The 13192-nt window shown below is 64.8% G+C and carries 13 protein-coding genes; 6 read left to right on the forward strand and 7 right to left on the reverse strand.

The window, feature by feature from the left end:
* Nucleotides 1-24 precede the first annotated feature (24 nt).
* Nucleotides 25-1770: a ShlB/FhaC/HecB family hemolysin secretion/activation protein gene (locus tag AC1DYR_RS13000; protein ID WP_477705458.1), complete on the reverse strand. Its 1746-nt coding sequence runs from the start codon at nucleotides 1768-1770 to the stop codon at nucleotides 25-27.
* 145 nt (nucleotides 1771-1915) lie between these two features.
* Here AC1DYR_RS13000 and AC1DYR_RS13005 point away from each other — a divergent pair, with 145 nt between their 5' ends.
* The gene (locus AC1DYR_RS13005) at nucleotides 1916-2560 is read left to right on the forward strand and encodes a response regulator (protein ID WP_477705459.1); all 645 of its coding nucleotides are present in this window, start codon (nucleotides 1916-1918) and stop codon (nucleotides 2558-2560) included.
* Nucleotides 2561-4426 carry a sensor histidine kinase gene (locus AC1DYR_RS13010; protein ID WP_477705460.1) on the forward strand — a complete coding sequence of 622 codons (1866 nt, stop codon included), beginning with the start codon at nucleotides 2561-2563 and terminating at the stop codon, nucleotides 4424-4426.
* A 59-nt stretch (nucleotides 4427-4485) separates the two neighbouring features.
* Here the strand turns inward: AC1DYR_RS13010 and AC1DYR_RS13015 are convergent, their stop codons facing one another.
* Genes AC1DYR_RS13015 through AC1DYR_RS13035 form a run of 5 tightly spaced genes read right to left on the reverse strand, consistent with a single transcriptional unit; the run spans nucleotide 4486 to nucleotide 9795 of the window.
* Entirely contained in the window at nucleotides 4486-5862 is a 1377-nt protein-coding gene (locus AC1DYR_RS13015; protein ID WP_477705461.1) for a class-II fumarase/aspartase family protein, read from the reverse strand.
* Nucleotides 5863-5877: 15 nt separating this feature from the next.
* Nucleotides 5878-6729 carry an HpcH/HpaI aldolase/citrate lyase family protein gene (locus AC1DYR_RS13020; RefSeq protein WP_477705462.1) on the reverse strand — a complete coding sequence of 284 codons (852 nt, stop codon included), beginning with the start codon at nucleotides 6727-6729 and terminating at the stop codon, nucleotides 5878-5880.
* Nucleotides 6726-7907, reverse strand: a complete 1182-nt coding sequence (locus AC1DYR_RS13025; protein WP_477705463.1) for a CaiB/BaiF CoA transferase family protein — start codon at nucleotides 7905-7907, stop codon at nucleotides 6726-6728. The genes AC1DYR_RS13020 and AC1DYR_RS13025 overlap by 4 nt, the downstream gene beginning before the upstream one ends.
* 9 nt (nucleotides 7908-7916) lie before the next feature.
* A complete protein-coding gene (locus AC1DYR_RS13030) occupies nucleotides 7917-8765 on the reverse strand; it encodes an HTD2 family dehydratase (protein WP_477705464.1) in 849 nt (282 codons plus the stop codon).
* Nucleotides 8766-8799: 34 nt separating this feature from the next.
* Nucleotides 8800-9795 carry a Bug family tripartite tricarboxylate transporter substrate binding protein gene (locus AC1DYR_RS13035; protein ID WP_477705465.1) on the reverse strand — a complete coding sequence of 332 codons (996 nt, stop codon included), beginning with the start codon at nucleotides 9793-9795 and terminating at the stop codon, nucleotides 8800-8802.
* An 86-nt stretch (nucleotides 9796-9881) separates the two neighbouring features.
* On the opposite strand from AC1DYR_RS13035, the gene AC1DYR_RS13040 reads away from it, so the two are divergent.
* The gene (locus AC1DYR_RS13040; RefSeq protein ID WP_477705466.1) at nucleotides 9882-10784 is read left to right on the forward strand and encodes a LysR substrate-binding domain-containing protein; all 903 of its coding nucleotides are present in this window, start codon (nucleotides 9882-9884) and stop codon (nucleotides 10782-10784) included.
* Nucleotides 10785-10928: 144 nt separating this feature from the next.
* Here the strand turns inward: AC1DYR_RS13040 and AC1DYR_RS13045 are convergent, their stop codons facing one another.
* Nucleotides 10929-11639 (reverse strand): enoyl-CoA hydratase/isomerase family protein, encoded by a 711-nt coding sequence (locus AC1DYR_RS13045; protein WP_477705467.1) that lies wholly within the window; start codon nucleotides 11637-11639, stop codon nucleotides 10929-10931.
* Nucleotides 11640-12001: 362 nt separating this feature from the next.
* On the opposite strand from AC1DYR_RS13045, the gene AC1DYR_RS13050 reads away from it, so the two are divergent.
* From AC1DYR_RS13050 to AC1DYR_RS13060, 3 genes are all read left to right on the forward strand, one after another.
* Nucleotides 12002-12220, forward strand: a complete 219-nt coding sequence (locus AC1DYR_RS13050) for a hypothetical protein (RefSeq protein ID WP_477705468.1) — start codon at nucleotides 12002-12004, stop codon at nucleotides 12218-12220.
* Nucleotides 12221-12307: 87 nt separating this feature from the next.
* Nucleotides 12308-12739, forward strand: a complete 432-nt coding sequence (locus AC1DYR_RS13055; protein ID WP_477705469.1) for a YeeE/YedE family protein — start codon at nucleotides 12308-12310, stop codon at nucleotides 12737-12739.
* An 11-nt stretch (nucleotides 12740-12750) separates the two neighbouring features.
* Nucleotides 12751-13188, forward strand: coding sequence for a DUF6691 family protein (locus AC1DYR_RS13060; protein ID WP_477705470.1), 438 nt, complete (start codon nucleotides 12751-12753; stop codon nucleotides 13186-13188).
* The last annotated feature ends 4 nt before the right edge of the window (nucleotides 13189-13192 follow it).

The following is a 13192-nucleotide window of genomic DNA, read 5'->3' on the forward strand; positions in this document are numbered from 1 at the left end:
CGAAATAGGCGGTGCGTTGGCCACTCAAAAACTCCTGGACACCTGCAGCCACAGCCGGCTGCTGCGATCCGGCTCGGCGGTGGCCGGGCCGCCGTGCAGCTTGCGTGCGTAAAAGAAGCGTGCGCTCCAGCCGTCGGCATGCGCCCAGTTCAGGCCCAGACCGGCACCCGACAGGCTTCGCCGGTTTGACGCGCCAACGCCGGACAACGGCTGCTCATTGCCGTAGCCAACGGCCGCGTCGTAAAAGCCGACCAGCTGCCAGCCGGCGCCCAGCGGGTATTGCAGTTCCAGCGTCAGCAGGCTGGCGCGGTCTGACGGCGCTTCGCCCTGCGGGTAGGCGCGCACGGCGCCAGCGCCGCCAAGCGGCAGCTTTTCGGACGAGTCCAGGTTCTTGCTGGGCCACTGGCCGGTATAGGAGACCAGCAAGTTGGCCTTGCCGACGCTTTGCCGGCGCATGGCCAGCAGACCCAGCTTGCCGAAGCTGCCGGCGCTGCGCACGGTAGCCTCGTCGATGGCCAATGCGTCGGCACTGTTAATGGCCAGTTGGCCGCGCGTATAAGTGGCCGAAAACCCCCAGGCGCCACCGCCACCCCAGCCGTCGCGTGCGTCACCGGAAAGGCCAAGATTGAGCAGGTTCAGATGCTTGTCATCGGCCGAACCGACGAGGTCGATGCGGTCGCGCAGGCGCTTGTGCTCGGCACTGACTTGTGCGTACAGGTTGTGCAGGCGTGAGCGCAGCACCGGGTGGGCGGCAAACAGGGTGGCTATGGAGGCGTCGCCGTGTGCGTCCAGGTTTGCAAACTCCCCGCCCAGGCGGTACCTCATCACCGAGACGGCAGCGCCCGCGCGCGTGCCGTTACCGCCCACCGGTAACTGCCACCCCAGGCGTGCGTAGTTCATATCGCTCCCGGCGGTCAATGCGCGCAGGGACACCAGGTCGCCCAGGCCGGCCGGGTTGTTGAAGTACAGGCTGGCGCCTACCCGTTCGCGGCCGGTGGCGCGGCTGCCGAAATTGTCGGCCTCCAGCAAGCCCGTGACAGCCGGCCCCCGCTCAACGTCCACCACCAGTTCGCTGGTGCCCACCGACGCGCCGGGCTGCAGGGTCGAGCGCACCGCGATGCCGGGCACGTCGGCTGCCAGCAGCAGCGAACGCTCCAGTGCTGCGTCGTTCACCAGCTCGCCCGGCACCAGCGCGGCCAGTGGCAGCGGCGCGGGCAACTCGCCCTGAGGCTTCACGGTGATGGCGCCATAACGGCCCTCCACGACGGCGATTTTCACCACACCATCCTGGATGTCCTGCTGGGGCAGGTAGGCGCGCGCCACCGTATAGCCGTGCTGGCGATAAAAGCGGCTCAGGCGCACCGCCAGTTCCTCGAGACCGGCGAAGTCAAGCTCACGGCCGATGGCGTCCTGCACCACCGTGAGCAGGTCTGCTTCAGAAAAAGCGGTGGCCCCCGAAATTTTTATCTGCGCCACCCGCACCTGGATTGCAGCATCCTCCGGTGATGCCTGTGGCATCGGGGATGCCGCGGCCGGTGCTGCAGGCAGCACAGCCGGCGCATCTTCGCGAGGCACGGGAGCCGCAGGCCTGAGTTGCTGCAACACATTGCCGGCATCGGGAGGGCTGGCCGCCGCTGCAGGCTCCAGCCCGGCCAGGCACGCGGCTCCGCACAACAGCGCCGCGGCGCGGCGCACGGGCCAGGGAGAGGCGTAAAAGCCCTGACGCAGCGGCAGCGAAGCGCCTGTCGTGGATCGGGTAGTGGTTTGCATGCCGCGTATGGTGTCGGGCCGGGAAGGCAATTGCCTCCCCTGATTCGGGGAGACGGTCCGAATTTTTTTGCGGTCAAATAGGCGCACCCGCTAAGATTCACGGCGGCGTCAGCCCCAACAACAACTGAAAGAATCAAGCGCATCCATGTCCATCCTGACCGTGACCCTGGTGGAAGACGACACACCAATTCGCGAGGAATTCGCGCGCATGGTGCGTGAAGATGTTGGCCTCAGGCTGCTGGAGGCGGTGGGTTCCTGCGCTGAGGCACGGCGCAGCTTTTCATTTGCCCAGCCGGACGTTGCGCTGATTGATTTGGGCCTGCCCGACGGCGACGGCACCGAACTAATCGCCGACCTGGCCCGCCGCTCGCGCCACACCAGCATCCTGGTGGTGACCATCTTCGGTGACGAGGCCCACGTAGTGCGCGCCCTGCAGGCGGGCGCCCACGGCTACCTGCTCAAAGACACGCCGACCGCGGAATTCGGCCGTGCGATCCGCGCCGTGAGCGAAGGCGCAGCCCCGCTTTCGCCGCAGGTGGCGCGCTATCTCCTGCGCAACTTCGCCGCACCACGGACAGAGGCACAGCGCTGGCTGATGGAGCCGCTGACCCCTCGCGAAAAAGACGTGCTGACGGCCATCTCGCAAGGCCTTTCGGTGCCCGAAACAGCGCGGCACCTCGACGTCGCGCCGTCTACCGTAGCCGCCCATATCAAGAGCATTTACGGCAAGCTGGCCGTGCACTCGCGCGTCGAAGCCGTGAACCAGGCGCGTGCCCGGGGACTGATCTGAATGCGATTGCAGGGCATATGGGCCGCGCTATGCGCCTGCGCCACGCTGATGCTGGCGGCGCCGTCCTGGAGCGCCACGGCGGCCACCCTGGAACGGGCGGTGGTCATCACTGAAGACGCAGGGCGCCCCGCCGAAGTCGATTTCAGCAAGGCTTCGCCCGTCACGCTGCCCGACAACTGGCGCCGCAGCCGCCCTGGTTTTGACGGCGTCGCCTGGTATTCGATCGCGCTCGACGCCCCTCTGAAGGCCGCCGGCGCTACCGGCCCGGAGCATGAACTTGTGCTCGTCGTGCCGCGTGTGGCTGACCTGGGCGAGTTCTGGCTCAACGGCGAACGGCTGGACCTTGGCACGGGTAACGGATTTACCCGCAACCGCGCGCTGTGGGTGCCCCTCGGAGGCCACGTACTCAAGCCCTCGGGCAACCTGCTGCAGGTGCGCGTCAGCGGCAGCGCCGACACCCGCGGCGGACTTTCGCGCATGAGCCTGGGAACCACTGCGGCCGTAGGGCCGGCCTTCCAGGTGCGCCGTTTCCTGCAAAGCATCGCCCCCACAATGCTGATGTTCGCGGTGCCGATCTGCCTGTTCGGCGCCATCCCGCTGTGGTTCAAGACGCGCCGCTACATCCACCTGCTGTTCGTGCTGCTGTGCCTGAGCTGGATGCCGCGGGCACTGGTGATGCTCGCGCCTGAAGCCGGGCCGCCCGGCCCCGAATCCCTGCTGTTCGCGCTGGCCAGCACCCTGGTGTCCAACACGCTCATGATCATGCTGCTGCTGGAGTACAGCCACTGGACCAGCCCGCCCTGGAAGCGCTACCTCAAAGTGCTCTACGGGGTCATCGCGCTGTCTTTCGCAGCGGGCGTCGCCGCCTACCTGAAGGGCGACATGCGGCCCAACGTCGCGGCCGTGCTGCACTGGCCGTATTTCGCCCTGACCATCGCCGTGGTGCTGGCCCAGGTTCACAGGGCTTGGCGCACACGCCGGCGCAACGAAGTGTTCCTGGCCGTGACGCTGATCCTCTGGTGGGCCGCGGTGCTGCAGGACCTGGCCATTCCCGCCGACCTGAACGCCTTCGACAGCTTCTTCATGGCCCCAGTGGCCGCACTACTGGTGCTGGCCACCCTGGTCGCGCGCACGCTCGAGGGCCTGGCGCTGCACAGGGCCAGCGCCGAAGAAGAGATCAACCTTGCGGTCGCCGGCGTCAGCACAGCGCACGGGCAGGCCCTGGAAGAAATGCGCGCGGAATTCGACCGCCGCAAGGCCGAGGAGCGCCAGGCCGTGATCGCCGCCGAGCGTACCCGGCTGCTGCACGACCTGCACGACGGCATGGGCAGCCAGCTGATCACCGCGCTGCGGATGACCCGCCGCGACGAGGTGCCGCGAGAGGAAGTCGCGCGCGTGATTGAGGACTCCCTGGAAGACATGCGGCTCATCATCGATTCGCTGGACCTTGAGGAAAGCGACCTGCTACCCCTGTTGGCCAACTTGCGTTATCGGCTGGAGCCGCGGCTCAACGCCATCGGGGTTGGTTTGCAGTGGCAAGTGGGGCCGTTGCCGGAGATGGACTACCTGACACCCGAGACAGGCCTTTCCATCCTGCGCACGCTCCAGGAGGCCATCAACAATGCAGTGCGCCATGGCGCGGCCAAAACCATCACCGTTCGCGCACGTGACACCGCCAGCACCGTGGAACTGTCCGTCACAGATGACGGCTGCGGCTTCGACACGCACGCCGTTCCCGCACCCGGTAAGACCCAACGCGGCCTGGCCGCGATGCGAATGCGCGCACAAAAACTGGCGGGCCAGGTCCGCATTTCCAGTGGCACACATGGAACCTGCGTGACGCTGGAGCTTCCGTTAAGACGTTGAGACGGCACCCTTCAACCGCATACACAAAACTTTGGTACGAAGCTTGAGCCGCCCTCTTCTTATGACACTCTTGTGGGCTGCGAGTCCGGCGCCTTGACCGATGCCAGCACGCGGTCGACCATCACGCCTGCCTGGCCCAGGTTATTCATCGGATCGCAGAACGAGGCCAGCTGTTCGCGTGTCACGTGCTTCTTGATCTTCGGGTGCTCCGCCAGCAAATCGATCAGCGGCCGCTTTTGCCGGAGGGCGTCACGGCAGATGTCGTAGACCAGGTCATGCGCGTATTCGCGACCGATGTAAGGGCCCAGGCCCATCATCACGGCCTCCGACATCACGAGGCCGTGGGTCATGTCGATGTTGCGGCGCATCTGCGCGGCATCGACTTCGAGGCCCGCGAGGATGAACTTCGTCTGCTTGAGCGCGCCCGAGATCAGGCAGAAAATCTCGGGCATCGCCACCCATTCGATTTCCCACGGGCCGGTGGAGCGTTCATGGTCGGCGACCATCGCGTCCATCAGCGATGCGGCCAGCTGGCGCACCACGGAGATGTTGGCGTGGATGTAGAGGCAGGAGATGGGGTTGCGCTTTTGCGGCATGGTTGACGAGGAGCCCCGGCCGGGCGCGAAAGGCTCAAACACTTCGGCGACTTCGGTCTGCATCAGCAGCTTCACATCCATCGCGATCTTGCCGAGCGAGCCACCGACGATGCCGAGGAAGGCGCCAACTTCGGCGAAGTTGTCGCGCACGGTGTGCCAGGAAATCAGGGGCTGCCCGAGGCCGAGTTCCTTCATGAGGCCAGCCTGGGTTTCCATTGCGCCTTTTTCAAGCGAGGACAGCGTGCCCGACGCGCCGCCGAATTCACCGACCAGCACACGCGGCTTGAGCTGCGTGAGGCGCTCGCGGTGGCGCTCGATACCTGCGAGGATGCTGGCCATCTTGTAGCCGAAGGTGATGGGCGTCGCCTGCTGCAGGTTGCTGCGGCCGATGATCGGCGTGTCGCGGTGGTCGCGCGCCAGTTTGGCGAGCGAGGCCGAGATGTCCGCGAGGTCGGCCTCGACCAGTGCGAGGCCCTCGCGTATCTGCAGCACGGCGGCCGTGTCGGTGATGTCCTGCGTGGTGGCGCCCCAGTGGCAGTATTCGCCCAGGCCATCCTTGCAATGCGCGTTGATCTGGTTGACCACGGCGATGATCGGGTAGCCGATCTGCTCGGTCTTGGCCTTGAGCTTGACCCAGTCGATCTGGCTGGGCTCGCAGTTCTTCACGATCTCTTCAGCCGCCTCGTTGGGAATGATGCCGAGGGCGCCCTGAACCTTGGCGAGCGCGCGCTCGATGTCCAGGTATTTGGCGGTGCGATTCTCGTCCGACCAGACATGCCGCATGGCGGCATCGCTGAACATGTCGCCGAAAATTTTTGAGTCGATGATGGTTGCGGACATAGCTTCTCCGTTGGGTTATGTATCTTGTGAAAAATCAGGGGTGCGTGCAGCCAGGGCCACGATGCGCTCGGCTTTGAGGACAACCGGGCGATCGACCATCTTCCCGTCGAGCTTGATGGCGCCGCCGCCGGCGGCGCGCGAGGCGCTCAGGATGCGTTGTGCCCAGGCCAGCACTTCGGCGTCAGGCCGCAGCGCACAATGCACCGCGGCGACCTGCGCGGGATGAATGCACATCTTGGCGCCAAAGCCAAGGCAGCGTGCCTGCGCCATGTCGGCGCCAACCTGGTCCGCATCAATGTCTGGCGTGACGCCAGCCACGGGCGAGGGTAAACCGGCGGCACGTGAGGCAATGGCAAGCTGGATCGCGGCGTGCTGCAACGCCGGGCTGTCGGCGGGAATGTCAAGGTCGGCCATGTAGTCGAGCGAACCGAAGGCCAGGCGTGCGATGCCCGGTGCAGTGGCAAGGTCGAAGGCGGCCAGCAGGCCACGCGCGGTTTCGACCAGCGGCAACACGGTGGTACCCGCGTCGAGCGAACCAAGAACGTCAGCCACCTGCCGTCTGCTTTCGCATTTCGGAAGCATGACGCAGACCGCCCGCACCTGCCGCAGGAGCTGCAGATCGTCCTTGTGCCAGCCCGTGCTCGCGTCATTGATACGGATCAGCAGCTTGCCGCGAATCTCCTCGTTGGCGGAGGGCATCCACGCTGCGATGGCTTCGCGCGCGGCAGCCTTGTCAGAGGGCGAGACTGCGTCTTCCAGGTCGATGATGACGCGGTCCGCACCAGAGGCCAGCGCCTTCGCGAATCGCTCGGGCCGGTGGCCCGGCACGAACAGGTAGCTCAGCGGCTCGGCGGGGGGCATGCTCATACCGCACCTACCGCGCGCAACTGGGCAATCTGTTCGGCGCCGTAGCCAAAGTGGCTCAGGATCGCATCGGTGTGTTGGCCGAGCGCGGGCACGGCGTCCATGCGCGGGGCGCCATGTTGCCAGGAACCGGGCGGCAACATGGCGGGCACGGTGCCCGCCGGTGTATCGATTTCACGCCAGCGCGCGCGGGCTTGGAGTTGCGGATGTTTCCACAGCTCGCTCATGGTGTTGACTTGCGCGTTAGCGATACCCGCGACTTCCAGCCGCTCGACGACTTGCGCGGCGGTCAGGGTGCTGAAGGTTTCAACGATGAGTGACGAGAGTTCGCCCCGGGCGGCGCTGCGCTGTGCGTTGCCGGCGAAACGCGGGTCGCTGGCGAGCGCGGGCTGCAGCAGCACTTTTTCGCAAAACAGCTTCCACTCGCGTTCGTTCTGCAGCCCCATCATCACAGTTTTGCCGTCACCGGCCAGAAACGGGCCATAGGGGTAAATCGTCGCGTGGCTGGCACCCGTGCGCTGGGGCGGCGCCGCGCCTTCAAAGGCGTAATAGAGCGGGTAACTCATCCACTCCGACAGCGACTCAAGCATGGAGATGTCGATGCGCTGGCCTTCGCCGGTCTGCTGGCGGTGCATGAGGGCGCCCAGGATGTTGGTGTAGGCATACATGCCGGCGGCGATGTCGGCGATGGACGGGCCGGCCTTGGACGGCGTGTCGGGTGTGCCGGTCACCGAGACGAAACCGGCCTCGCTCTGGATCAGCAGGTCATAGGCTTTTTTGTCGCGGTAAGGGCCGTCGTCGCCATACCCGGAGATGTCGCACACGATAATGCCGGGCTTGCGTTTGGACAAGGCTTCGTACGACAAGCCGAGCCGTGCTGCAGCACCCGGCGCGAGGTTTTGCACCACAACGTCGGCCTCTTCAATGATCAGGCGCATGAGGATCTTCTGCGCCTCCTCGTGCTTGACGTCCAGCGTCAGGCTTTCCTTGGATCGGTTGGTCCAGACGAAATGCGATGCAAGGCCCCGTACGCGACTGTCGTAGGCCCGCGCGAAATCGCCCACACCGGGGCGCTCAACCTTGATGACCCGCGCGCCCATGTCGGCCAGCTGCCGTGTGGCGAAAGGCGCCGCGATGGCGTGTTCGAGCGTGACGACGGTGATTCCCTTGAGTGGTTGCATGGCGTCTCCTCAGCCCAGCGTGGCGGTGGCGTCCATCGTGAGCCAGCCTTCGTGGTCACGCCCCCACAGCCGCACGCTCTTGCCGTCGGCCGAAGGCTGCCCGTGGATCGAGAACGGATTGACGTCGAACGTGGGCCGGACCGCCTTGAACTCAAATTTGCGCACCATGGCCTCAGGCATGTGCCGGCGCAACAAGTCCATGAGCAGCGTGGCGATCAAGGGGCCGTGCACGATAAGGCCCGGGTAACCCTCGACCTCCGTGACGTACTTGCGGTCGTAGTGAATGCGGTGCCCGTTGAACGTGAGGGCCGAGTAGCGGAACAGCAGCACGTCGTCGGCAACGATGCGGCGCACCCACGCGAATTCGGCGGGCGCTGCCTGCGGCGGCGGAGCCACGTCGGCCGGCGTCGGCGCCGCGCGATAGACGATGTTGTGGTGCTCGGTCAGCGCCACGCCTGTAGAACCGTTGCGGCGAAGTTCATGGCGCACCTTCACGAAAACCAGGCTGCCGGTGCGGCCGCTCTTTTCCGTCACATCAACGATGGTTGAGGTGCGCGAGAGCGCGTCGCCGACACACAGCGGATCGTGGAACTCGAAATCGCTGCCGGCCCACATGCGGCGCGGCAGCGGAACGGGCGGCAGGAAGCCGCCGCGCCGCGCATGGCCATCCGGGCCGATCTCCGATTGCGCGTGGATCGGCAGGAAATACAGCCAGTGCCAGAGGTAGGGCAACGGCGTGCCGGGCGCGGGGCGCGAGGTGTCGGCGCGGTCGAGCGTGGCCGACAGCGCTGCGTACGGCGTGGCGGTGGCGGTGTCTTCCACTGTTTCGCTGCGGCCTGTCCAGTCTTGCAAGTTCATGCGCGTACCCTCCTTTCAGTAAAACTTGCGCGGCTCAGTCGAGCTTGATTTTTGCGGTCGCCACAACGCCCTTCCAGCGCGTGACCTCCTTTTGCACCAGGGTTTTGAGTTGCGCAGGCGTGCTGGTTTCAACCTCGGCCCCCTGGTCTTCAATGAATTTCTGTACGGTTTTTTCGGCCAGCACGCGATTGATCTCCTGGTTCAGCCGGTCAACCACCACCTTGGGGGTTTTAGCGGGGGCGAACATCGCGTACCACTGCGACATGCTGACGTTGGGAATTCCCTGCTCGGCCAGCGTCGGAACGTCGGGCAAGACGGGAGATCGCTTGTCGCCGGCGATGCCGAGCGCCTTGAGCTTGCCGCCCTTGATTTGCGGGTATGCGGTGAACAGGCTGGGAAACATGTATTGCGTGATGCCGGAGATGGTGCTCATCACGGCGGGCGCTGAGCCTTTGTGGGGAATTCCGATCACGTCCACCCCTGCGGACAGCTTGAACAGCTCGCCTGCGATATGCGGTGCGGTGCCGTTCCCCGCCGTCGCGAAGCTGAAGCTGTCGGGTTTGGCCTTGATGAGCTGCACCAGTTCTTTGGCGGTCTTGGCCGGCACTTCCGGGCTGACGACCAGCACCGTCGGAGATGCCGCCACCATGCCGATGGGCTCAAAATCGGCGACCGGGTCGTAGCGCAGCTTTTGCAAGGCCGGGTTGATGCCGTGGGTAGCGATGTAGCCGAACATCAAGGTGTAGCCGTCCGGTGCGGCACGGGCCACGAACTCACTGGCAATCGCGCCGTTCGCCCCGGCCCGGTTGTCCACGATGACTGGTTTGCCAAGCCGTGCGCTGAGTCCTTGGGCCAGGACGCGCGCCATCGCGTCATTGGCGCCGCCGGCGGAGGTCGGCACCACGATGGTGATCGCTTTTTCGGGCCAGTTTTTGGGCGTCGCTGGAGTGGTCGCCGCCTTGGAGAAGCCGGCTGCCAGCGGCAGCAAGCTCAGCATCAACAAAGTCCGGACGTGGTGTTTCGGCAGCATGGTTTGTCTCCTGTGGATGTTCTGGTTACTGGATCTTCGGCGAATGCAGTGAATCCGTGAAGTGCAACTTTTGCTAGTATTGGTGCATGGCACGCATCAATTTCGATTTACAGCAGCTCGAAGCCTTCGTGGCGGTGGCCGAGCGCGGGAGCTTTCGCGCAGCAGCCGACCACATCCATCTTTCGCCACCCGCTTTAAGCCGGCGCATCGACAAGCTTGAGACCATCCTGGGCGCGCGGCTTTTCAACCGCACCACACGAGAGGTCGAACTGACGCCCCTCGGTCAGGTTTTTCTGGACCGCGCACGCGCCGCGCTGGACGACCTCGAGTCGGCCATGCTCGGCATCACCGACATCGCCGGCAGCCGGACCGGCCGGGTCACGGTGGCTTGCGTGCCTTCCGCGGCCATCCATTTCCTGCCCACGGTCGTGAGCTCTTTCTCTGAGCGCTACCCGCTGATCCGCGTCCGTGTGATTGACGAAGCCGCCGGCGCGGTGATGGCCAGCGTGGTGTCGGGCGAGTCGGACTTCGGCATCAGCTTCATGGGCAACCAGGTGCCCGGCGTGGACTTCGAGCCGATCCACACCGACCCCTTCGTGGTGGCCATGCCACGCCGCCATGCACTTGCCGGGCGCAAGACGCTGTCCTGGAAGAACCTGGAAACCGAGCGACTGATCGCGGTATCGCGTACCAGCGGGAATCGGCAACTGCTGGACGACGCGCTGGCCAAGGCGGGCATCAACCCTTCATACCGTCTCGAAGTGAGCCACATCGCGACGCTGCTCGGCATGGTCGAAGCAGGGCTCGGGCTTGCGGCCGTACCGCGCCTGGCCTTGCCGAAACGGCATCCGTCAATCGTCGGCGTTGCGCTCGTCGCGCCGGCGGTGTCGCGTGTACTGGGCCTCACCACCTTGCGTGGCACGACGCTGCGCGCACCGGCAAAGATGTTCTACGACTACCTTCACACGGCGCTGAAAGAGCGCCGGTAGAGGAAGCGGCAAGGATGGAAGGTCAGCCCGCCGGCAGTCCGCCGGGTGTGGTGTTTCCGATCGGCCGGGCAAGGAAGTTGCAAGTAGAGCGGGTTCTTGAAATCCGTCGAAAACTGACGTCGCCGAGCACGGTTTTTCAGCCTGCTAGTGTTGAACCCCACGACCGCCCAAGGTTCGCTGCGCATCGTTTTCAAGCGCGATGGCCTCATCGAAATGGCGAAGGCCGATGTCGTTGACAACCCGTTTGAAGCTGGCTGCCACCGCCGGCTGTAGCGACGCCAGCCTGGCGCCGATTTGCCGGGAAGCTGATTCGAGTTCCTGGTCGGAGACCACTTTCCAGACAAGTCCCCAAGCCATCGCCTGCGTGGGTGAGAACTCTTCGCCCAGGAGCATCAGCGCCTTGGCGCGCGCAACGCCTGCATAGGCAGATAAGGTGGCGGTCAATCCACCCGTCACAAAAACCCCGAGGGAGGACTCCGGCAACTTGAAGCGGGTGCTTTCCCCCGCGATCACAATGTCCGCATTGAGCATCCACTCCAAGCCGGCGCCGACAGTCCAGCCATGAACCGAAGCAAGCACCGGCTTGGGCAGGGACACCAGCGCTTTGGACACGGCTTGCACCAAGACCAGGTCCTCTTCAGTGGGTGGCACACTGACGTCCCTCCCCGCACAGAATGCCCGGCCATTGCCGCGCAGAAGGAGCACCCGGACGGCATCGTCGCGCGAGGCCAGCTCTATAGCAGCAAGAAGTGCGCGCGCAAGCTCGTTGTCAATGGCATTGAGCTTGTCGGGGCGGTTCAGGGACACGGTCATGATGCCGTCCACGGACTCGATCAGCAGCTTGGGAGTTGTCATGGGTGTGATTCTGATATTCCGAGCAATTAAAGTCGTAAACATTGAAGGCTGCGAATTTGAGCGGCGCCACAGGCGAAACTTTTTCTCAAATTTTTCCGGATTGACGAACCCCATGGTCCAGTCCGAGGAGCTTACTGCACTAGTGAGTCAGGTTCGACCCAGCGGCGATTTGATCTAGCGCAAACTGCAGAACCTCGCGGGGGTTTATTGTTGGTTTGCCCCTTACCACAGGAGAAACTGCATGAATCCGACCCGCCTACTCACCTTTGGCCTGGTTTTTCTGGCCGCTGGCACCGCTGTGGCGCAGCAGGCAGCACCGCCCGCAGCACAGGCCGCGTCGGCGGCCCGGCCCTCGCGCCGGCATGGGCCCCAGTATCGGCCGCGACTTCACTCCCGGCTGGATGATGATGGACCGCGCTGAGCGCGATACCCATCGGCAACAGATGCTGAACGCCAAATCGGCTGAGGAGTGCCGCCAGATCCGCGACGAACACCTCAAGCAGATGACCGAACGCGCCAAGGCGCGGGGCGTCACGATGCCGGGCCCCCGCCACGATGCCTGCGCAAGCTTTCGACCCTGAATGCTCTGCGGGACAATGGTGACAGCGGTCTGCGGACCCCTGTCTTGAATTACCTGTCGCCCGAAAGTTTGGCAGAAAGAGCTACCCATGCACATCGACTGGAATGCATTCACGCCATGGACGGCTCTGGCAGGCGGTGGCCTGATCGGCCTGGCGGCGGCCATGTTTGTCCTGCTCAACGGCCGCATAGCCGGCATCAGCGGCATATTGGGAGGCTTGTTCCGTCCCGCGCGCAGTGACCTCGGCTGGCGCGTGGCGTTCCTGGCGGGGCTGGTGGGCGCGCCGTTGGTGTATGCGCTGCTCACCTCGTTGCCGCCGCTGCAGATCGACGCCGGCTATGAGTCCCTGCTGGCGGCCGGATTCATCGTCGGGCTGGGTACACGCTACGGCTCCGGCTGCACCAGCGGACACGGTGTTTGCGGCATCTCGCGGCTGTCGCCTCGTTCGCTGGTTGCCACGGTCGCCTTCATGCTGGCCGGCTTCGCCACGGTTTTCCTCGTGCGTCATGTTTTCTTGTAGGGTGAGCCAATATGTATAACTTTCTTTCCCTGCTCGCCGGCGCGGTCTTCGGCTTGGGTCTGCTTGTCTCCGGCATGGCGAACCCCGCCAAAGTGCTTGGATTTCTGGATCTGGCGGGCCCGTGGGACCCTTCGCTGGCGTTAGTCATGGCAGGCGCCATCGCCATTGCAGCCAGTGCGTTCGGAGTCGCGGGCCGTCGCCCCCTGAGCCTTATGGGGCAGGAAATGAAGCTTCCTTCCTCTCGCACGGTGGACCGCCGGCTGGTCGTTGGCAGCCTGCTGTTCGGAATCGGCTGGGGTATTGCCGGCTTCTGTCCGGGTCCGGCGCTCGTCGCGCTTGGCATGGGCGAAGCAAAGGCGCTTGTGTTTGTTGCGGCCATGCTGGTGGGAATGGGTGCGTTCGAACTGTTCGAACGGCAGGGCAATCCCCGCAATCCGAAAGCAGTGTGAGTCC

The organism is Polaromonas sp. P1_F9 (assembly GCF_056405615.1).